The organism is Streptomyces sp. f51 (genome assembly GCF_037940415.1).
GTDB lineage: Bacteria > Actinomycetota > Actinomycetes > Streptomycetales > Streptomycetaceae > Streptomyces.
Window position 1 is genome coordinate 3,131,418 of the sequence record NZ_CP149798.1, and the last position, 20,643, is coordinate 3,152,060.

At 71.8% G+C, this 20,643-nt stretch carries 17 protein-coding genes; 9 read left to right on the forward strand and 8 right to left on the reverse strand.

Going from position 1 to position 20,643, the window contains the following annotated elements; genetic code table 11:
• Nucleotides 1–14: 14 nt before the first annotated feature.
• Nucleotides 15–2,858, reverse strand: a complete 2,844-nt coding sequence (locus tag WJM95_RS13680; RefSeq protein ID WP_339129935.1) for a D-alanyl-D-alanine carboxypeptidase — start codon at nt 2,856–2,858, stop codon at nt 15–17.
• Nucleotides 2,859–3,251: 393 nt separating this feature from the next.
• Between WJM95_RS13680 and WJM95_RS13685 the strand changes: the two genes are divergently transcribed.
• From WJM95_RS13685 to WJM95_RS13695, 3 genes are all read left to right on the forward strand, one after another.
• The gene (locus WJM95_RS13685; RefSeq protein WP_339129936.1) at nt 3,252–4,007 is read left to right on the forward strand and encodes a GPP34 family phosphoprotein; all 756 of its coding nucleotides are present in this window, start codon (nt 3,252–3,254) and stop codon (nt 4,005–4,007) included.
• Nucleotides 4,008–4,527: 520 nt separating this feature from the next.
• On the forward strand, nt 4,528–5,385 hold the full coding sequence (locus WJM95_RS13690) for a helix-turn-helix transcriptional regulator (protein WP_339129937.1): 858 nt from the start codon (nt 4,528–4,530) through the stop codon (nt 5,383–5,385).
• A 282-nt stretch (nt 5,386–5,667) separates the two neighbouring features.
• Nucleotides 5,668–5,877: a DUF397 domain-containing protein gene (locus tag WJM95_RS13695; RefSeq protein ID WP_339129939.1), complete on the forward strand. Its 210-nt coding sequence runs from the start codon at nt 5,668–5,670 to the stop codon at nt 5,875–5,877.
• Between the two features lie 91 nt (nt 5,878–5,968).
• On the opposite strand, the gene WJM95_RS13700 is transcribed toward WJM95_RS13695, so the two are convergent.
• A complete protein-coding gene (locus WJM95_RS13700; protein WP_339129941.1) occupies nt 5,969–6,808 on the reverse strand; it encodes a hypothetical protein in 840 nt (279 codons plus the stop codon).
• A gap of 106 nt (nt 6,809–6,914) precedes the next feature.
• Here WJM95_RS13700 and WJM95_RS13705 point away from each other — a divergent pair, with 106 nt between their 5' ends.
• Nucleotides 6,915–7,700 (forward strand): SDR family oxidoreductase, encoded by a 786-nt coding sequence (locus tag WJM95_RS13705; protein WP_339129943.1) that lies wholly within the window; start codon nt 6,915–6,917, stop codon nt 7,698–7,700.
• A gap of 333 nt (nt 7,701–8,033) precedes the next feature.
• On the forward strand, nt 8,034–9,611 hold the full coding sequence (locus WJM95_RS13710; RefSeq protein WP_339129944.1) for a sodium:solute symporter family protein: 1,578 nt from the start codon (nt 8,034–8,036) through the stop codon (nt 9,609–9,611).
• A 10-nt stretch (nt 9,612–9,621) separates the two neighbouring features.
• Here WJM95_RS13710 and WJM95_RS13715 read toward each other — a convergent pair whose 3' ends face one another.
• Nucleotides 9,622–10,737, reverse strand: a complete 1,116-nt coding sequence (locus WJM95_RS13715) for an ADP-ribosylglycohydrolase family protein (RefSeq protein WP_339129945.1) — start codon at nt 10,735–10,737, stop codon at nt 9,622–9,624.
• A 76-nt stretch (nt 10,738–10,813) separates the two neighbouring features.
• Entirely contained in the window at nt 10,814–13,408 is a 2,595-nt protein-coding gene (locus WJM95_RS13720) for a bifunctional FO biosynthesis protein CofGH (protein ID WP_339129947.1), read from the reverse strand.
• A 263-nt stretch (nt 13,409–13,671) separates the two neighbouring features.
• Between WJM95_RS13720 and WJM95_RS13725 the strand changes: the two genes are divergently transcribed.
• Complete coding sequence (locus WJM95_RS13725) at nt 13,672–15,186, forward strand: CehA/McbA family metallohydrolase (RefSeq protein WP_339129948.1); 1,515 nt, start codon at nt 13,672–13,674, stop codon at nt 15,184–15,186.
• 14 nt (nt 15,187–15,200) lie between these two features.
• Here WJM95_RS13725 and WJM95_RS13730 read toward each other — a convergent pair whose 3' ends face one another.
• Nucleotides 15,201–15,641 (reverse strand): ATP-binding protein, encoded by a 441-nt coding sequence (locus WJM95_RS13730; protein ID WP_339129949.1) that lies wholly within the window; start codon nt 15,639–15,641, stop codon nt 15,201–15,203.
• A gap of 211 nt (nt 15,642–15,852) precedes the next feature.
• Between WJM95_RS13730 and WJM95_RS13735 the strand changes: the two genes are divergently transcribed.
• Together WJM95_RS13735 and WJM95_RS13740 are read left to right on the forward strand one after the other, a co-directional pair.
• Nucleotides 15,853–16,704 (forward strand): helix-turn-helix transcriptional regulator, encoded by an 852-nt coding sequence (locus WJM95_RS13735; RefSeq protein WP_339129950.1) that lies wholly within the window; start codon nt 15,853–15,855, stop codon nt 16,702–16,704.
• Between the two features lie 11 nt (nt 16,705–16,715).
• Nucleotides 16,716–16,907: a DUF397 domain-containing protein gene (locus WJM95_RS13740; protein WP_339129951.1), complete on the forward strand. Its 192-nt coding sequence runs from the start codon at nt 16,716–16,718 to the stop codon at nt 16,905–16,907.
• On the opposite strand, the gene WJM95_RS13745 is transcribed toward WJM95_RS13740, so the two are convergent.
• Nucleotides 16,885–17,724, reverse strand: coding sequence for an endonuclease/exonuclease/phosphatase family protein (locus WJM95_RS13745; protein WP_339129952.1), 840 nt, complete (start codon nt 17,722–17,724; stop codon nt 16,885–16,887). The genes WJM95_RS13740 and WJM95_RS13745 overlap by 23 nt on opposite strands.
• Nucleotides 17,725–18,261: 537 nt before the next feature.
• Between WJM95_RS13745 and WJM95_RS13750 the strand changes: the two genes are divergently transcribed.
• Entirely contained in the window at nt 18,262–18,981 is a 720-nt protein-coding gene (locus WJM95_RS13750) for a DUF4232 domain-containing protein (protein WP_339129953.1), read from the forward strand.
• 18 nt (nt 18,982–18,999) lie between these two features.
• Here WJM95_RS13750 and WJM95_RS13755 read toward each other — a convergent pair whose 3' ends face one another.
• Both WJM95_RS13755 and WJM95_RS13760 read right to left on the reverse strand, forming a co-directional pair.
• Complete coding sequence (locus WJM95_RS13755; protein ID WP_339129954.1) at nt 19,000–19,740, reverse strand: TetR/AcrR family transcriptional regulator; 741 nt, start codon at nt 19,738–19,740, stop codon at nt 19,000–19,002.
• A gap of 46 nt (nt 19,741–19,786) precedes the next feature.
• Nucleotides 19,787–20,536: an SDR family oxidoreductase gene (locus tag WJM95_RS13760; RefSeq protein ID WP_339129956.1), complete on the reverse strand. Its 750-nt coding sequence runs from the start codon at nt 20,534–20,536 to the stop codon at nt 19,787–19,789.
• Nucleotides 20,537–20,643 lie beyond the last annotated feature (107 nt).

A 20,643-nucleotide genomic window follows, 5' to 3' on the forward strand; every position in this document is an offset into this window, starting at 1 on the left:
GTGCGCGGGGCGGCCTAGCCGACGCGGGTCAGCTTCGCGCCGAAGCCGGGCTCGGCGAGGTCCGACCGGAGCGCGACGGGGATCCGCACGGCCTCGCTGGACCCGTCGCCGACCCGCAGCTCGCCGACGACCGTCCCCGCCTTGCCGGTGTGCGGCACGGCCGACTTGCCCTCGCCGATGCTCAGCCGGGTCTTCAGGCCCGGCCAGCCGATCGCCGTCATGTTCTTGGTGGCGACGACCGGGGTCCGGCCGCCGAGCTGGTCGTCCACATAGCCGACGACCTGGCCCTTCTTCACGACCGTGGCGGTGACCAGGCTCTTCTGCACCTTGTCGATCAGCTTCTGGCTGTTGACCAGGGCCAGGTGGAGGCTGTCCCAGACCTTGCCGGTACCGGCGTTCTGGTTCATCACCGCGCCGTAGATCGTCTGCGTCTTGCCGTCCACGACCTTGGTCGCGGCCCACACCAGGTTGCCGCCCGCGGGCGTCGACGAACCGGTCTTCAGACCGATCACACCGACCTGCTGGACCAGCAGGTCGTTGTTGTTGTAGATCGGGTTGGCCAGACCGGGGATCTTCGCGCTGGCCATCCCGACGATGCTGCGGAAGACGTCGTTCTTCATGACCTCCTTGGCCAGCTTGATCTGGTCCGTGGCCGTGCTGACCGTCGTCTTCTGGAGACCGCTCGGGTCGGTGTACGTGGTGTTCGTCATGCCGAGGTCCTTGGCCGCGGCGTTCATCTTGGTGACGAACGTCTTGCTGTCGGAGTCCCAGCGGGCCAGCAGCCGCGCCACGTTGTTGCCCGAGGGGATCATCAGCATCTGGAGCATCTGGCGCTCGGTGAACTGCTGGCCCTTCGACATCGCCGCCGTCGACTCGTCCGGCAGCTTGGACTCGTCCTCGGCCTGCTGGTCGACGGTGATCTTCTCGCCGTCCTCGTTCCCCTTGAGCGGGTGCTCCTGAAGGATCACGTACGCCGTCATGATCTTGGCGACGCTCGCCGTGGGAGAAGGGGTCTGCTTGCCGTCGGTCCCGAGGCTGCCCACCCCGTCCACCTCTATGGCGGACTGGCCCTGACCGGGCCAGGGCAGGTCGAGGGTGCCGCCGCCGAAGGTGTACGTGCTGTCGGCGCTCAGCGCGAGAGCCGGGGCCGGCAGCGGGCGGAAGGCCTGCGCGACTGCAAAGATCACCACGAGCAGCAGGAGCAGCGGCGTCCAGATCTTGACCCGGCGCACCAGGGTGCGGACCGGGGTCTGCGGCGGCGGCGGAGTGTTCGTCAGCTCGGCGAGCAGGTCCAGCGGGGGCTTCGGCGGAAGCGGCAGCTGGGTGGTGCGCTCCGGGCCGACCCGCGGGAAGGCCGCGGTGGCCGCCGCGGGCCTGTCGACGGGCTTGGGGGCGGGCTTGGGGGCCGCGGTGCGCTCGGGCGCCGCGGCCGCGGTGCCCTTCGGCTCGGCGGGGGCGGGCTCGGGCTTCGCGGCGGGCTCGGTCGTGGGCTTCGAGCGCGCCGGGGGGAAGTCGTCGAGGCGGTTGAGGGGGACGAACTTGCTGGTGCGCACGGGGGTGCCGGCCGGCTTGGCGCCGGGCTCCTCCGTGCCCTTGCCATCGCCGGAGGAGTCGGCGGCCGACTTGTCGGTGGCCTTGTCCGCGGGCGCGTCCGTCGGGCCGGTCGCGGGCTTCGCGTCGGCCGGCTTCCGGGTGGCGCCGCCCAGCTTGAGCATGGTGGTGGGCTGGTCAACGGCCGGGCGCCGCGGGGTCTTGAAGACGGCGGTGGGCTGGTCGACGGGACGCCCGGGGGCGGAGTCCTCGTCGGCCTCCGTGTCCGGGGTCTCGTCGGCGTCCGTGTCCGGGGTCTCGTCGGCGTCCGTGTCCAGGGTCTCGTCGGTCACCGCGTCGGAGGGCTCCGCGGGCTTCGCGTCCGAGGGCTCGTCCGCCGGGGTGTCCGAGGGCTCGTCGGCGGAGTCCGCGGAAGAGTCCCCTGTGCCCTCCGTCCGGCCCTTGGGGGCGGCTTCGGGCCTGTCCTCGGGTGCGGCGTCCTCCGGCTCGTCACCGGACGCTGACGTGGACGCGGACGCGGGCCGGTCCTCCTCGTCCTCCTCGTCGTCCGCGGGTGTCGCGGCGGAGGCGGCTTCCGGCTTCCGGCCCGGCTCGGAGTCGCCTTCGGAGTCCTCTTCGGGGTTCTCGTCGTCCTCGTCGGTGCCGGCGGTCGCGTCGGTGTCGATATCGATGTCGCGGTCGGAGCCGGGACCGGCGGCGGATTCGGCGGCCGTCCCGTCCGTGCCGGACGCCACGCGGGCCGTGTCGGACGCCTCAGGGGCGTCCTCGGCCGTCGCGGAGGCCCCGGAGGCGCCTGTCGCGTCGGCGGGCTCGGTGACGGCGTCGTCGGGCTCCGCACCGTCCGTGACGGCGTCGGACCGGTCCGCGTCACCGTCACCGCCACCGTCACCGTCACCGTCACCGGCGTCGGTCTCGGTCTCGTCGGCGGCGCCGTCGCCGGCCTCGGAGCCCGCGTCGGAGCCGGACCCCGTGTCGGAGCCGGCCTCGCCTTCGGCGTCACCGTCGGTCTCGCTCTCGCCCGAGGCCGAGCCCGAGCCCGAATCCGAATCCGAATCCGAATCCGACGGAGCGGGTTCGTCCGTTCCGGCGACCCAGGCCGCCACGGCCGCGCGCAGCCGGGTGTCGCCCTCGGCGTTCTTGCCCCCGGACGCGCCGTCGCCCTCGGCGGGCTCGGAGGCACGCTCCGGCTCCGCCGCGAGGGGGGCGTCCGCCGTACGGGCCGCCTCGCCCTTCAGCGCCTTCGTCGAGAACACCGCCGTCGCCTGATCCACCCGTACCGTGGCGGCCCGCTCACGGGCCATCGCCATCCGGGGATCGGCCGGAGCCGAGCTCCGGGTCGACGTCGACGCCGGCGCGCCCGACCGCGCCGGACCGGGAACCGACGCCGGGGCCTCCGGCGTCGCTTCTGCCGACGACGCCGACGACTCGTGCTGCTTCGACCTGTCGGGGGACTCGCCCGCCACCGATGCCTCCTCCATGCGGCGCACGCCCTCCGCGCGCCGAAAACGAACCGTCAAACCCTTGAACCGCCGCCCGGACACCGCTGCCCGAACCATGTACCAGTGTCCTGTGCGAGGGCTCGACCGATGCGGTAGACGAGAACGACATACCTGCCGGTTCCCTCATATTCCGGTCACGCGCTCTCGACAGACCAATGTGAGAGGGGTCACCCTGTCATTCATCCACGCGGGGAGGCATGGATGGGCAAGAGCCGCAGAACAATTCCGGAGGAGCTTCTGCTGCTGGCGTTGGACCCGGCCACGGGTACCACCGCGCAGCCGCAGTCGCTCGACCTCGGTCTGGCCGGAGCGCAGCTAGTGGAGCTGGCGCTGGCCGGACGGATAGCCCCAGACGGGGATCGTATCGCCGTGGTGGTGCCACGGCCGACCGGAGATCCAACACTGGACTGTGCGTTGGAACTCCTTCGCCGCCGCGGAGCACCTGTACGCGCGGTCAACTGGATCGGCGGACCCCGCCTGGGGCTCCGTCAGACCTACCTCTCGCATCTGGAGAGGTGCGGCATGGTCCATGCCGTGGCCGGCCAGATGTGCGGGGTGCTTCCGACGACTCGCTACCAGGCGACGGACACGGATATCAGCCGGGAGATCCGAACCCGGCTGGACAACGCGATCCGCACCGGCGTACCGCCGGACCCGCGGACCGCGGCGCTCGCCGCGCTGGCCCATGCGGTCGGTCTCGGCAAGCACCTGTATCCGGGGAACGAGGGACGATCGTCCCGCTCCCGGCTGCGGGACCTGATCAGGCACGACCCCATGGGCGGCCTCGTGGCGCACGCCGTGATGGACGTCCAGAGCGGTGTGGCCGCACAGCCGCGCCGCAACCCTGCACCGGTGGGCCGTCCGGCCACCGCCGGAGTCAGGTCCGCACCGGAGCCCGCTCGCGGTGTTCCGGCGCAACCGCGCCATGGTTCGATGGCGCGCGCCGTGGCGCACTGAGCCGCGGGCCCGTGACGGCCCGCGTCAGGCACCACCGGCGGCATCCGCGGCGGAGGGCATGCGCACCGCCCGCGCCGCCGGACACGCACCACCAGCACCGCCGTGAGACACCAGCACCGCCATGAGAAACCAGCGCCGCACCGCAGTCCCCATGATCCGGTTCGGGAGCCGCAGGTTCGCGCGGGGTGGCTGGGACCGTACGTCCGGACGACGACACGGTCCCGGCGCCCCGCGCGACCGCATCCGAGGCGGGGCACGCGTCCGCGGGCCGGCCGGGCCCCGAGGGGAGATCGTCCCCGTCCGCGCCCCACCTGGGCCCATGCGGTGATCTCCCGGGTCCTTCACGGGAGTTCGCGAGGCCGGGAACGGTGTCCCATGACCGCGTATACACGCCGATTCCGCGAACTTGCGCCCACCCGGCGCATATACGCCGTTTCCCAGCGGTAGAAAGCACCTTGGTGGCAATCTGCTCAACAGCAGATACGCAAAGTACAGGCCCTTAGCCGGAGGTGCACGTCCCGTGGCGTCAAGTGTCAATCCCACCGTCCGGCGGCGCCGGCTGGGCCAGGAGCTTCGGCGGCTCCGCGAACTCAAGGGCATGACGGCCGAAGAGGTCGCCGAGCGCCTTCTCGTCTCGCAGTCGAAGATCAGCCGGCTGGAGAACGGCAGGCGCAGTATCAGCCAGCGCGACGTCCGCGATCTGTGCGGGGTCTACGAGGTCGAGGACCACCGCATCGTCGACTCGCTGATGCAGATGGCCAAGGACTCGCGCCAGCAGGGCTGGTGGCACTCCTTCGGCGACATCCCGTACAGCGTCTACATCGGCCTGGAGACGGATGCCGCGAGCCTGCGGGTGTACGACCCCCAGGTCGTCCCCGGCCTGCTCCAGACCCGGCAGTACGCCGAGGCGCTGATCGCGGGCGCGCTGCCGGAGACCGCGCCGGCCGACATCGACAAGCGCGTCCAGGTGCGGATGAAGCGGCAGGAACGAATCTCCGCCCCCGACAACCCGCTGCGTCTGTGGACCGTCCTCGACGAGTCCGCCCTGCGCCGCGCGGTCGGCAACCGCTCGCTGATGCGCGAGCAGCTGGAGCACCTCGTCGAGCAGTCCCAACTGCCGCACGTCACCGTGCAGGTGATCCCCTTCGACATGGGCGCCCACCCGGGCCTCAACGGCCAGTACGCGATCCTGGAGTTCCCCGACGCGGCCGACTCCAGCGTGGTCTACATCGAGGGCGTGACCAGCGACCTGTATCTGGAGAAGGCGAACGACGTCCAGAAGTACAGCGTGATGTACGAGCACCTGCGGGCCCAGGCCCTGAACGTGGAGCAGTCACGGCAGTTCATCGCGGACATCGCGAAGGACTACGCGCGCTGACGGGCGCGGGGGCGGCCTCACGGGGACGCCCCCGGCCGATGAGTGGCGGACCCTACACTGTCGCCGCCCCAACGGGGAAGACCCCCATGGAATATGCCATCCAGTCGAGTGAATAGTCGCTTCGTCAGCCGATGTTGGCGAGTAGCGTCGATCACGCCATCGAGCAACGACGTTGGCGCAATCCGGACTGCGGGTCTCCTGACGGATCCGCGGTCCGGTGACAGCGCGCCGGCTGCTTCGTGGCGGCAACTCATCGACGAACGACAGCTTTCTGGAGCGATCATGGCAATTCAGCAGGGCGCCACCGACACCTGGACGAAGTCTTCCTACTCCACCGGCAACGGCGCCTGCGTCGAGGTCAAGTCCCCGGTCCTCTCGGCGATGGCCGTCCGGGACTCCAAGGTCCCCGCCGGCCCGACCCTGGCCTTTCCCGCGGACGCCTGGAACGCCTTCGTCTCCGACGTGAGCCGGGAAGCGTCCCGCCTCGTCTGACCCGTATGGCCGGAACAACCTCACACGCTCCACCGAGAGCCCTCTCGTCCGGCCCGCCGTCCTGGCCGAGAGGGCACCGCTCTTCCCCTCCTCAGCGCAGGCGGTCCACGTAGGTGTCCGTTCCCGGGATCGTGGGGATGAACGGTGCGACCAACTCCACCCTTCCCAGGCCCGATTCGGCCACGGCCTCGTCCAGGCCCGTGAAATGCGCCTCCCAGCAGTCGCGCGGGTCCTCCTGGAGGAACCACAGGAGGGTCAGCCGGGTGTCCACGCCCTCCACCTGCTTCACATAGGTCATCCGGTCGCCGGGGAGCGGAGTCGGCCGGAAGACGGTGACGAGGGCCGCGGGTGAGCCCTTCAGCCGCCCCGGCAGATGGCGGGAGCGCAGCCACTCCAGCAACTCCGCCCGCCGCTCGGCCGATTCGGCGTCGACGACCTCGACCACGAGGCCCGCGTAGGGGTGGTCGAGGGCGTGGAAGTCACGGGGGCCGGCGGCGCCGTCGCGGTAGACCGTGGCCTCGTGGTCCTGGAAGGCCGTGAAGACGTGCGTACGGTCCTGGTAGACGCGGCCGTCGCGGTTCAGCCGCCTGTTGATGCCGACGGTCCACTTCATGTGGTCGTCGTAGCGGCCGTCGGTGACCCAGTAGGTCGAGATGTAGCAGCCCGCGGTGACCGGCTGGGCGACGGCCGACTTCTCGGGGTAGCGCAGCAGCTGGAGGTCACGGGTGGCCACCCAGCGGCGCCCCGCGTACATCCAGGGCATGGCCATCGCGCCGGCGTAGTAGTGGTCGTCCTCGTACCAGCGGTTGTAGGCGTACTCGTGGCCCGGGTGCGGTTCGACCAGGGTGATCAGGGCGTGGCCCGGGTGGACGCCGTACGGGCCGAGGGCTGCCAGTTCCGCGTAGGTCTCGCTGCGGGTCTCCTCCGTCATGACGAACCCCTTCCTCGGTGGGACGCGCGCGGGACTTCCTTCCTCCGCCGGACGCCCATACTCTGACGCCCCGTCAGGCAATGCGCCAGAGCTGGGGAGGCCCCGGATGTCACTGCTCACCGGCAAGACCGTCGTGGTGTCGGGTGTCGGGGCCGGGCTCGGCCATCAGGTCGCGGCGGCCGTGGTGCGCGACGGCGGCAACGCGGTGCTCGGGGCGCGCACGGAGGCGAACCTCGCCAAGTCGGCGGCCGAACTGGACCCGGACGGCGCGCGCACCGCGTTCCGGGCGACGGACATCACCGACGAGGGGCAGTGCGAGGCACTCGCGGCCCTCGCCGCCGAACGTTTCGGGCGGATCGACGCGGTGGTCCATGTCGCCGCCTGGGACAGCTACTTCGGCGGTCTGGAGGACGCCGACTTCGCGACCTGGCAGTCGGTCATCGACGTGAACCTGCTCGGCACGCTGCGGATGACCCGCGCCTGCCTGCCCGCGCTGAAGGAGCGCGGCGGTTCGGTCGTCGTCATCGGCACCCAGTCGTCGGTCGCCGCGCCGAGCCAGGTGCGCCAGGCGGCGTACGCGGCCTCCAAGGGCGCGCTGACGAGCGCGATGTACTCCCTGGCCCGCGAGCTGGGCCCGCACCGGATCCGGGTCAACACCGTGCTGCCCGGCTGGATGTGGGGCCCGCCCGTCGAGGCGTACGTGCAGTTCACGGCGTACACGGAGCAGGTGCCCGAGGCGGACGTCCTGAAGCGGCTCACCGAGCGGATGGCGCTGCCCGAACTGGCCACGGACGGGGACGTCGCGGACGCCGCCGCGTTCCTGGCGTCCGACCGGGCGCGGGCGATCACGGGGCAGTCGCTGCTCGTGAACGCGGGCGAGATCATGCGGTAGGCAGTACGGCCGGCGACCCCTCTCCCAGGCGCACGGGACCCGCATCCCGTACGGCTGTCGAATTCCCTTCACTGCTGCGGTCTGGCGAAGTGCCCGCTCATGGTGTGGCCCGCGTCACGAGCACGACAACCGGCCGATGGGTAAAGTAGAAGCAAAATCGTTCTGCTTTCTGATCTGTGTTCATATCCGTGACCGCGCAAGGTCTTGACCGGCCGGTCGGACCGGCGGTTCAATCCCCAAGTCCCCGCTCCCGCACGGGGCCGCCCGACTGCCTACTGGCGAAGTGCCGTCCGGTATCAGCAGGTTCACAAGGCGGACCCCTGGAGGGGGCACATGAACGGTCTCGACTGGGCCGTCCTGGTCGCGTACTTCGGCGTGATGACCGCGATCGGCGTCTGGTCCCACAAGCGTGTGGACGATGTCGGCGACTTCTTCACCGCGGGCGGCAAGATGCCGTGGTGGCTGTCCGGCATCTCGCACCACATGTCCGGCTACAGCGCGGTGATGTTCACCGGCTACGCCGGCATCGCGTACACCTACGGCATCACCTCGTACGTCACCTGGGCCCTGCCCATCGCCATCGGCGTCGCCATCGGCGCCAAGGCCTTCGCGCCCCGGCTCAACCGGCTGCGCTCCCGGCTGCACGTCGCCTCACCGCTGGAATACCTCAAGGACCGCTACAACGTGCCGACCCAGCAGGCGCTGGCGTGGTCCGGCATCCTGCTGAAGATCGTGGACGTCGGCGCCAAGTGGGCCGCCATCGCGACCCTGCTCAGCGTCTTCACCGGCGTCACGCTCACCCAGGGCATCCTCATCACCGGCGGCATCACGGCCGTGTACTGCACGATCGGCGGCCTGTGGGCCGACGCGCTCACCGAACTCGGCCAGTTCGTCATCCAGTTGCTGGCCGGCGTGTCGATGCTGGTCATCGTGCTGAACAAGATCTCCGACCAGGGCGGTCTGTCCAAGGCGCTGGACTCGCCGAAGCTGCACGGTCACGCGGACGGGTTCGCGGGCCCGTACCTGACGGTGTTCTTCATCGCGTACCTGTTCATCAAGCTGTTCGAGTACAACGGCGGCATGTGGAACCAGGCGCAGCGCTACATGGCCACCGGAAGCGCGAAGGAGGCCACACGGTCGGCGCTGCTGTCCGCCGGGCTGTGGTTCGTGTGGCCGGTCGTCCTGTTCATCCCGATGTGGCTCTCGCCGCTCCTCGTCACGGCACAGAAGCCGGACGGCTCGGACGCGTACGGCCTGATGACCGAACAGCTGCTGCCGCACGGGCTGTTGGGCCTGGTCGTCGTCGGCTTCTTCTCGCACACGATGGCCATGTGCTCCTCGGACGCGAACGCCATCTCGGCGGTGTTCACCCGTGACGTGATGCCGGTGCTCTCCCGGGCCGCGCGCGCCTGGGACACCCGGGCGGGGCTCATCGCGGGCCGCGTCACCACGGTCGCCTTCCTCGGCTTCTCCATGGCGGTGGCGACCCAGGTCAACTCCCCCACGTTCAAGGACATCATCACCGTCGTCATCAAGTGGGTGGCGGGCCTCATGGGACCGATCGCGATCCCGTTCATCCTGGGCCTGCTGCGGCCGTTCCGCAGGTCAGGGCCGACGGCGGCGCTGACCAGCTGGGCCTGCGGGCTGCTGGCCTTCTTCCTCGTCAACTACCACCTGGACTTCTCGCAGCGCACGGACGTGAAGCTGGAGTACCAGGTCTCCGTCCCCATGGTCATCTCCCTCGTCCTGTACGTCCTCATCGGCTTCCTGCGGCCCGAGGACACCCCCGAGCGGGACGCGATCATCGAATTGATCAACACGGACGACGACGGCTCGGCCGCCGCGGCGATCCCGGCCCAGGCACCGGCGGAGGCGGCGGACGGGGCGCTGGGCACACCGGTGAAGGACTAGTTCCGGGCCCTCAGGCGCGGGGGTAGCGGGCGAGCCAGCCCGGGGACGATCCGGCGGGTCCGTGCAGCGCGGGCCCCTGGGTCATCTCCATCGCGAAGTCGTCCGCGAGGACCAGCACCGTGGGACGGCCCTCCAGCTCGGCCAGCCAGGCCGGCGGGAGGGCCGTCTCGCCGTGCAGGGCGCCGAGCAGGCCGCCCGTGAGGGCGCCGGTGACGGCGGAGGGCCCACCGTGGTTCACCGAGAGGCACAGGCCGTGCCGGACGTCCTCGCCGACCAGCACGCAGTAGACCGCGGCGGCGAGCGGCCCCTCGGCGATGCCGCTCACGGCGAGCTCCTGGACCCGCTCGGGCGAGGGCATGCCCTGACGCACGGCGCCCAGCGCGCGCTGGAGCGCGGCGGCCACCGGCTGGTGCCCGGGACGGGCGGCCAGCAGCGCGAGAGCCCGCTGCACCGCCGCGTCGGGGTTCTCGCCGCGGGCGAGCGCGTGCACGATCACGGCGTACGCGCCCGCCGTCAGGTACGCCGAGGGGTGACCGTGCGTCTGCGCGGCGCACTCCACCGCGAGCTGCATCACGAGCTGCGGCTCCCAGCCGACGAGCAGCCCGAAGGGCGCGGAGCGGGCGGCGGCCTCGGCCCCCGGCTCACCGGGGTTCTTGGGCGCGTCCAGGGTTCCCATGATCTCGTCGGCGAGGCCGAGCAGACAGGCCTTGGACGGGTCGCGGCGGGCGTAGAGCCACTCCTCGCGGGCCAGCCAGCCGTCGTCCTTGCGCCGCTCGTCGGGACCCCAGTCGCTCTGGGTGGCCGACCAGCGGCGGTAGGCGCGGTGCACGTCGGACGGCGGATGCCAGGCGCCCGTATCACGGCGCACCTGGGCGCGGATGAGCCCGTCGACGCCGAACAGGGAGAGCTGGGTCAGGTGGGTGAGGGCACCGCGCCGCCCGTACGCCGGGGCGAGTCCCGCGAGGCCCTCGGCGCCGTACGCCTCCCGGATCGACTCAAGGGAGAGCCCGTCGACCGGCGCTCCCAGCGCGTCGCCGACGGCCGCGCCCAGAAGCGTCCCGCGGACCCGGCTGCGGAAGTCCTGCTGCTCCCCACGCCCCCAGACGGCACCGGCTGTCGCACCCACCGAGACCTCCCGCGGCACTGTCCGTACGTACGTCCGACAGGTCGGCACAATAGTCGAACAGGAACCGCCGGTCCCCTCAGTCGAGCACCGGCAGCAGTTCCGGGAGGTGGCCGTCCGAGGCGGCTGCCGTGCGTTGCCGTTCCTGGGGGACCTCGCCGTAGAGGGTGGTGCGGGGGCGGGCCGGGCGGCCCGCCGACTCGGCCACGGCGATCAGGTCCTTGACCGACATGTACGAGCCGTAACGGGAGCCCGCCATGCGGGAGATGGTCTCCTCCATGAGCGTGCCGCCCAGGTCGTTGGCGCCCGAGCGGAGCATCTCGGCGGCACCCTCGGCGCCCAGTTTGACCCAGCTGGTCTGGATGTTGGGGATGTGCGGGTGGAGCAGCAGGCGGGCCATCGCCATCACCGCGCGGTTGTCCCGGGTGGTCGGGCCGGGGCGGGCGATGCCGGCCAGGTAGACGGGGGCGTTGGTGTGGATGAAGGGGAGGGTCACGAACTCCGTGAAGCCGCCGGTCTGCTGCTGGATGCGGGAGAGCGTGCGGAAGTGGCCGAGCCAGTGCCGGGGCTGGTCGACATGGCCGTACATCATCGTGGAGGAGGAGCGGATGCCCAGTTCGTGGGCCGTGGTGACGACCTCGATCCAGGTCGCCGCGGGCAGCTTGCCCTTCGTCAGGACCCAGCGCACCTCGTCGTCGAGGATCTCGGCGGCCGTGCCGGGGATGGTGTCGAGTCCCGCCTCCTTGGCGGCGGTCAGCCACTCGCGGATCGACAGGCCGGTGCGGGTCGCGCCGTTCACCACCTCCATCGGGGAGAAGGCGTGGACGTGCATGCCGGGGACCCGTTCCTTGACCGCCCTCGCGATGTCGAAGTAGGCCGTGCCGGGCAGGTCCGGGTGGATGCCGCCCTGCATGCACACCTCGACCGCGCCGACGTCCCAGGCCTGGGCGGCCCGGTCGGCGACCTGCTCCAGGGACAGCGTGTAGGCGTCGGCGTCCGTGCGGCGCTGGGCGAAGGCGCAGAAACGGCAGCCGGTGTAGCAGACGTTGGTGAAGTTGATGTTGCGGGTGACGATGTACGTGACGTCGTCGCCGACGGCCGCCCTGCGCACGTCGTCGGCGATCCCGCACAGGGCGTCGAGCGCCGGGCCGTCGGCGTGCAGCAGCGCGAGGGCCTCGTCGTCGGTCAGTCTCGTCGGGTCGTTCGCCGCGGTCGCCAGCGCCGCCCGTACGTCCGTGTCGATCCTGGACGGCACCATCCCCGGGGCCGCGGCCTCCTTCAGCTCCGCCCAGTCGCCGTACACGGTGTCGAAGTCCTCGCGGCGGTCGCCGGTGCGGCCCTCGGTGTCGACGGTGCGGTGCAGGTCGGTGCGCCCCGAGGACGCGAACGCCTCCTCGGGCTCCTGCCACGGCCGGCCCTCGACCACCGCGTCCGGCAGCGCGAGACCGGTCTCCGGGTCCGCGAGCGCCCGTACGTGCGGCAGCAGCCGCGGGTCGAGCCAGGGCTCGCCGCGCCGCACGAACTCCGGGTAGACACAGAGGCGTTCACGCAGCTCGAAGCCCGCCTCGGCCGACCGTTCGCGCAGCAGCTCGATCTGCGGCCAGGGGCGTTCGGGGTTGACGTGGTCGATGGTCAGCGGGGAGACCCCGCCCCAGTCGTCGATCCCGGCGCCGATGAGCCGTCCGTACTCGCCCGCGACCAGGTTCGGCGGCGCCTGGAGGCAGGCGGCCGGGCCCATGAGGTGCCGGGCGACGGCGACGGTGGCGATCAGCTCGTCCAGCTCCGCGTCCGGCATCCCGCGCATCGCGGTGTCCGGCTTGGCGCGGAAGTTCTGGATGATCAGTTCCTGGACGCCGTGGTGGGCGCGGGAGATCCGGCGCAGCGCGAACAGCGAGTCGGCGCGCTCCTCGTAGGTCTCGCCGATGCCGATGAGCAGCCCGCTGGTGAAGGGCACGGAGGAGCGGCCGGCGTCCTCCAGGACCCGCAGCCGGACGGCGGGTTCCTTGTCCGGGGAGCCGAAGTGGGGGCCGCCGGGCTCGGACCACAGGCGGGTCGCGGTGGTCTCCAGCATCATGCCCATGGACGGGGCGACGGGCTTGAGCCGCTGGAAGTCGGTCCACGACATCACACCCGGGTTGAGGTGCGGCAGCAGGCCCGTCTCCTCCAGGATGCGGATGGAGATGGCCCGTACGTAGGCGATCGTGTCGTCGTAGCCGTGCGCGTCCAGCCATTCGCGGGCCTCGGGCCAGCGGTCCTCCGGCTTGTCGCCGAGGGTGATCAGGGCTTCCTTGCAGCCGAGTTCGGCGCCCTTGCGGGCGATGTCGAGGACCTCGTCCGGGGACATGAACATCCCGTGGCCGGCCCGGCGCAGCTTGCCGGGGACGGTGACGAAGGTGCAGTAGTGGCACTTGTCCCGGCACAGCCGGGTCAGCGGCACGAAGACGCTCTTGGAGTACGTGATGACGCCGGGGCGGCCGGCCGCCTCCAGGCCCGCGTCCCGCACCCGCGCGGCGGAGGCGGCCAGGTCGTCCAGGTCCGTGCCGCGGGCCTGGAGCAGCACCGCCGCCTCGGTCGGGTCGAGCGCCACGCCGTCCCGCGCGCGCCGCAGCGCTCGCCGCATGGAGTTCGCCGTCGGCCCGGATCCGGGAGTCGCGCCCGTAGCGGAGGTCGTCATCCTTCGAGCATACGGTCGAGGTCGCCGGGCACGGCGGGACGCGAGGCCCTTCCCGCGCCGCGGGCCGCACATGAGGCCCGCCGCCGGGAAGCGGGGCCCGTCCCGGGCCGCGGGCCCGTCCGGCCGCACGGCATCTGTCGGTCTCCCCGAAAGCCCTCGATTCCCCTGCCGTGCGCTCGCGTTCACAGCCCGCTCCCACAGTGGTCCGTGGCACTTCACGTCACCCATGTCACTGTCACGCCCGACCCCAGGGGAGCAGCAGTATGTGCGAGGACGACCACGGCATCGGCAGACGCGCGCTGTTCGTGACGGGAGCGGCCGCCGCCCTTACGTTGGGAGGCGTGACCTTTGGCGGCGGCGCGCACGCGGAAGCGGCGGACGACCAGGAGACCAGGACGGTGCGCGGCACGCTGCCCACCGGCTCACCCGACTTCGTGTACCTCCCGGTCGACGTACCGGCCGGGGTCGCGGAGATCCGGGTCTCCTACACCTACGAGCGGCCGTCGGTACCGGCCGGCACGGCGGGCAACGCCCTGGACATCGGCGTCTTCGACGAGCACGGCACGGAGCTGGGCGGCCGGGGCTTCAGGGGCTGGTCGGGCGGCGCGCGCACGGAGTTCTTCATCCGCTCGGACGACGCGACCCCCGGCTACATCCCCGGACCGGTCCGCCCCGGCACCTGGCACATCGCGCTCGGCCCGTACACGGTGGCGCCGCAGGGACTGGCGTACGAGGTCACGATCACTCTGACGTACGGGAAGCCGGCGCCTGCACCGGAACCGGTGTACCCGCCCTCGCGCGCCAAGGGCCGCGGCCGTGCCTGGTACCGCGGCGACTGCCATCTGCACTCCTGGTACTCCGACGGCCGCCGCACCCCCGCGGAGATCGCGACGCTGGCGCGGGCCGCGGGCCTGGACTTCATCAACTCCTCGGACCACAACACGCACGCCTCGCATCCGCACTGGGCGGACCAGGCGGGCGACGATCTGCTGATCATGCTGGGCGAGGAGGTCACCACGCGCAACGGGCACGTGCTGGCGCTCGGCACGGAGCCCGGCACGTTCGTGGACTGGCGCTACCGGGCCCGCGACAACCGGTTCGGCCGGTTCGCGCGCCGCATCCGCGGGGCCGGCGGACTGGTGGTGCCCGCGCACCCGCACGCCACCTGTGTCGGCTGCGGCTGGAAGTTCGGCTTCGGCGAGGCGGACGCGGTCGAGGTGTGGAACGGCCCGTACACCCCCGACGACGAGGTGACCCTCGCCGACTGGGACAACCTGCTGGTCGCCTCCGTGCGCGAGGGCCGCGGCTGGATCCCGGCGATGGGCAACAGCGACGCGCACCGCGATCCCGACCAGGTCGGCTCCCCGCAGACGGTCGTCCTGGCCGACGACCTGACCCGCGAGGCGATCCAGGACGGCATCCGCGCGGGCCGCTCCTACGTCGCCGAGTCCAAGCTGGTCTCCGTGTCCTTCTCGGCGTCCGGCGCCAAGGGCGAACACGCGGGCATCGGGGAGCGGTTGCGGGTCGCCCCGGACACCCCGGTGACGATCCGTCTGGAGGCCACGGGCGCCCCGCGCTGCACGGTCCGCCTCATCACCGACGAGGGCCTGCTGTTCACCAGCGACCCCCTGCCGGTCGCGGGCTCCGGCACGGTGGAATGGCACACGACGGCCGCCTACGCGGCGTACGTCCGAGCGGAGCTGCGCCACGAGACGGCGGCGGGACCGGTGCCCGGCGCACTGGCGGCGTTCACGAACCCGATCTTCCTGGGGTCGTAGGCGGACCGGCGCGGTCACCGGGCGGCCGCTTCGCTCCGGCACTCCGCCCACAGCAGCTTTCCGCCTCTCGACGCGCCCATCTCGCGCAGCACGGACACGCCCCAGGCGTCGGCGCAGGCGCGTACGAGGTGCAGGCCACGCCCGTGTTCTGCGTCCGCCGGGGGCTCGGAGGCGTGTGGTTGCCCGTAGCCGGGCGGGACGCTCGGGTCGGTGTCCCAGACGGCGACCATCAGCCGGTCCGGCTCCGCCGAGAGGACCCGAAGGGCGTACGGGCCCCGGGTGTGCAGATGGGCGTTGGTGAGCAGTTCGGAGGCCAGGAGCTCGGCGGTGGGCGCGAGTTCGGTGAGGTCGTGGGCGGCGAGGACGGTACGGAGGGTGGCCCGGGCGATACCGGGGGCGCGGGGATCGTGCGGGAGTTGGAGGGTGTAGGCCCACGGCGGCGATACGGTGGCCATCGGAAGTCTCCGATCACGAGAGGAGGTTGGCTCTTCGTCTCCGGTGCCCAGTGACCTGGCCGCTCCGTCGAGCGGGGTTCTTCTGGGCGGGGGCGCCTGATGACCAAGATAGGGCCCCGCAAATTTAATTTGCGCGAGTTCGAGATGATCCCGCCCGACTTCCCTCGTGTGAGTGACAACTCAACTGGACTTGCGCGCCTGAGGAGTTCGCATGACCGCACGGCCTGCCCCGACAGCACGACGAATTCGGCTGGCCACAGAGCTGCGCAAGATGCGCGAGCGCGCGGGCATGACGTCAACCGAGGCCGCACGCGCCCTCGGAACGAGCCAAGGGCAGCTCTCCAACGTCGAAGTGGCACGGTTCGGCGTGAGTCCCGACCGCATCAGATCCCTGGCCCGCTTGTACTCGTGCCCCGATCAGGCTTTCGTCGAAGCCCTGGTCGAGATGGCGACGGACAAGACGCGCGGCTGGTGGGAGGAGTACCGCGACATCCTGCCGTCCAAGCTGCTCGACCTCGCCGAGATCGAACACCACGGCACAAGACTCCACGCCGCGCACAGCATGCACATCCCCGGCCTGCTCCAGACCGTCGACCACGCACGCGAGATCTACCGGCAGGCCGTCCCCGACATGACCCCTCCGGAGATCGAGCACCGGACGTCATTCCGGCTGAAGCGGCAGGCCGCGCTCTACGGTGACCACCCGGCCCCCTACCGGGCGGTGATCCACGAAGCGGCCCTGCGCATGAAATTCGGCGGCCGGAGCGTGGCGCGTGCCCAGCTCGAGCACCTGCTCAAGGTGAGCGACCTCGATCACGTGTCGATCCGGGTCATCCCGTTCGACGCAGGCTCCTACCCCGGCTCGGGACAGTCGGTCTACTTCATGTGCGGCCCCGTGCCGGCACTCGACACAGCCCAGCTGGACCAGGCCCACGGACCGGTATTCGTCGACTCCGAGGCCCAGCTGGACCAGTACCGCCTTCTCATCGACCGCATGGAGTCCGTGTCGCTCGGCCGCGAGGACTCACAGGACCTCGTCCACCACATCGCCCAGCACCTGTGAGAGGACCCGAAATGCCCACCACGACCTGGCAGAAGTCGTCCTACTGCGCACAGGGCGAAGCCTGCGTACATGTTGCCGCGTCCGGTGCCGCAGAAACGGTCCACCTGACCGAGAGCGCCGACCCCGCCCACTCCATACTCTCGACCACCCCCGCCGCCTTCGGCGCCCTCCTTCGCGCGCTCAAGGGCGAGGACCGGGGCTGATCGGAGGCAGGGACAGGTCGGCCACCACGGCCGCGTGGTCCGAGGGCCACACTCCGCCGACCGGGGCGTCCCCGGCCCTCCGTACGGACCGGACGTGCCCGAGGCCGCCGGGGCCCGGCGGCCCCACGTGGACGTAGTCGATGCGCGCGGCGGGGCTGTGCGGGCCGACGTGGGCGTTCGCCGGGTCCCAGGTGGCCGATGGCGCCGTCGGGTCGGCGTACTCCCAGGCGTCGAGGAAGACCTGCCCGGGAACCACGGGGGACGTCTTGTACCCACCGAACAGGCGGATCTCGTCGGAGTCCGGCCAGGCGTTGAAGTCACCGGTGACGACCGGCGGGAACTCGGTGCCGCCCCGGTGCGCGGCGACGAACTCCGCGAGGGCGGTGACCTGTTCACGGCGCACGCCCGAGGCGTGGATGGCCGAGGTGAGGTGGGTGGTGAAGAAGGGCACCTCGTGCGTGGGCGTGGCCAGGCGGGCGTGCAGGGCGAGCCGTCCGTCGTACAGGTCGTCGGGGGCGGGCAGCCGCAGCACCTCCTGCCCCACCACGGGCCAGCGGCTCAGCACGGCGTTGCCGACGTCGACGGTGTCGTCCCCGATCCGCCGCTGCCAGCGGTCACAGGCATCGGAGGCCGCCCAGGTCCAGTGCATCCCGAGCTCGTCCGCGAGCCACCCGGCGAGGTTCTGGCCGCCGCACTCCCACACCTCCTGCAACCCGACGACATCGGGCCGCAGTTCGCGCAGCACGGTCAGGATGGCCTTCTGTCGCTCCTCCCAGGGCCCGAACCTCCACCAGAGGTTCCAGGTCACGACCCTCATCCGCAGCCACCCGCTCCCGTCGCGCCACACCGGGAACCATTGAAACAACTCCCCCGCGCCCCGGACCAGTCGTCCGGAGGGGTTCCGGACACCGGCGCGGAGAGGGTCCCCGGGCGGCGGCCCGCACGGGGACCCGGCCCGTGGAACCCGCCGGGTGTCCGGCCGCGGTGGGTCCGCGCGTCCCACAGCCATCCCAGGGTTGCGCCTTTCCGCAGGTCACCAGGGGTGGGATGGTTTCACCGTCCCAGTTGCGCGCCTGCCGTTGTCCCAGGCCCGCGAGGAATCCCATGCTGTGGCTGTCGCACCGGCTGAGGCACGTCGTCAGCTCGGCAGCCGCAACACCCCGGCCCGTCCACAGGGGACACCCGTGTCCGTCGGCCCGGGGTGCCGACCACCGGCGCACGCGACCTCTCACGGATCGAAAAGGAAACGGGACACCATGAACACGCCTGCCCGCAGAAACGACAAGAGCACCCGGGGCTGGAAGTCCTACGTCCTCGGGGCCACGGCGGCAGCGGCGCTGCTCGCGACCACGGCGTGCCACCCGGGCGCGGCCGAGGGCTCCGACGGCTCCAGGCCCTCGGCGAGCCCGAGCGGAACGGCGTCGGCCGCGCCGGGCGGTGCCACGAGCGACGCGGGCGGCGAGAGCGCCGTCCCCGGCGGGGCGCCACGGGCGGCACGGGCACCGCCGGCGGCGGAGGTACCACGGGCGGCAGCACCAAGGGCGGCACGAGCGCCGGCAGCGGCGGCGGCAGGACGGGCGGCACCGGTACGGGCGGCTCCAAGGGCTCCAAGGGCGGTACGGGTAGCGGTGGCAGCACCGTCGCCGCCTGCACCCAGAAGGAACTCGGGGTGTCCGCCGTGAAGGAGCGGGACAACCGCCACCTCGTCCTCACGGTGCACAACGCGAGCGACAAGAAGTGCGACCTCTACGGCTACCCCGTCGTGACGCTCGGCGCCGACGCCCAGTTCACGACCCCCGTGATCAAGGACAGCGACGGGACCCCGGGGGTGCCCGTCACCCTCGACCCGGGCCGGGAGGCCTACGCCGCCCTGCTCGTCGGCAGCGGCAACACGGGTGGGTACGAGGCGAAGAGCATCACCCTGAGCCTCCAGGGCGGCAAGCCCGGCAGCAGCGTGGGCAAGCCGATCGACGTCCCGATGCCCGTCAGCACGCTGCACGCGGACAACGGCCAGCTGGTCACCTACTGGACGACCGCTTCCGGCTTCGCCCTGCGGTTCATCATGTCGAAGTGAGGGACCCCCGCCGGGGCCTCAGCCCGTGTTGGACAGGCGGTCCAGCCACTCCGTGAGCAGGGCCGTCTCGCCGGGGGTGAACGCGGGGCTCGGGTGCAGGCGGAGCTGTGCGCCGAGACGGGTCGCGGTCGCCGGGACCGTGGAGGCAGCAGGTCCGGCGGTCCGTGCCTCCGGGGCGGTCACCTCCGGGGCGAAGACGGAGGCGTGCACCGCGTCCCGTACACGGCGGGACAGGGTCTCGTCCGTGAAGGTCGCCGGGCGGGAGACCAGCATCAGGCAGACACCGACGTTCGAGGACATGATCATCTGCGCGGCGAGTTCGGGGGCGAGCCGCAGCTTGCCCTGTTCGGCGGCGCGGCGCAGGTCGCCGGTGAGGATCCGGTGGGCCTCCAGCGCCGCGGCGGGCGGGGTGCGCATCGCCGGGGAGTGCATCAGGCGGTAGAGGTTCGGGTTGCGCAGGGCGAACTCGGTGTGGCCGTCCCAGCCGTCGCGCAGGTCCTGGACCGGGTCGGTGCCGGGGTGCCGCTCCCGCTTGGCCGCCAGGTACCGCTCCCAGCCGTGGTCGACGACGGCCGACAGCAGGCCCTCCTTGTCGCCGAAGTGGCGGTAGAGCGCGGGGGCGCCGACCCCGGCGGCCTCGCACACGGCCCGGGTCGAGACGTCCCCGTCCGGGGACCCCGCGACCAGCTCGGCGGCCACGGCCAGGATGCGGGCCCGGGTGGTCACGGGGGCCGTGCCGGGGTTCGTGCTGTCGCTCATGTCGGTGATCCTGACATCTTCGGCGCCGCGGGCGCAGCGGGCGGTGTCAGGCGATGCCGCCGTTGGCGCGCAGCACCTGGCCGTTGACCCAGCGTCCCGAGGGGCCCGCGAGGAAGGCGACGACCGAGGCGATGTCCTCGGGGGTGCCGAGCCGCTCCAGGGGCGGCTGGGCGGCCATGCGCGCGATCGTCTCCTCGTCCTTGCCGTCCAGGAAGAGGGCGGTGGCCGTCGGACCGGGCGCGACGGCGTTGACGGTGACGTCCCGGCCGCGCAGCTCGCGGGCGAGGATCAGGGTCATGGCCTCGACGGCGCCCTTGGTCGCGGCGTACGCGGTGTAGCCGGGGAGGGCCAGGGCCAGCACGGAGCTGGAGAAGTTGATGATCGCGCCGCCCGCGCGCAGCCGGCGCGCGGCCTGCTGGTCCACCACGAACGTGCCGCGGATGTTGGTGCGGTGCATCCGGTCCAGCGCGTCGAGGTCGAGGTCGACGAGCGGGGCCAGGGTCATGACACCGGCCGCGTGGACGACGACGTCGACGCCGCCGAAGGTCTCCTTGGCCGTGTCGAAGAGGGCGGCGACCTCCGCCTCCTCGGCGACGTCGGCGCGGAAGGCGACGGCCTGCCCGCCCGCCTCGGCGATCGCCGCGACCGCCTTGTCGGCCTCGGCCGCGTTGCCCGCGTAGTTCACGACGACGGCGAACCCCTCACGGGCCAGCCGCTCGGCACTCTCACGCCCGATCCCCCGCGATCCGCCGGTGACGATCGCGACGCGCGGGGAGGTGCTCGGCTGCTCACTCATGGCGTTGCTCCTTGTCTCGGCCGGGGTGGCGGCGTTCACCATCCCGATAAGAACAACGCTAACACTCACGCCGTAGCGCCGCTACCCGCACGATGGCCTGTCGCCGT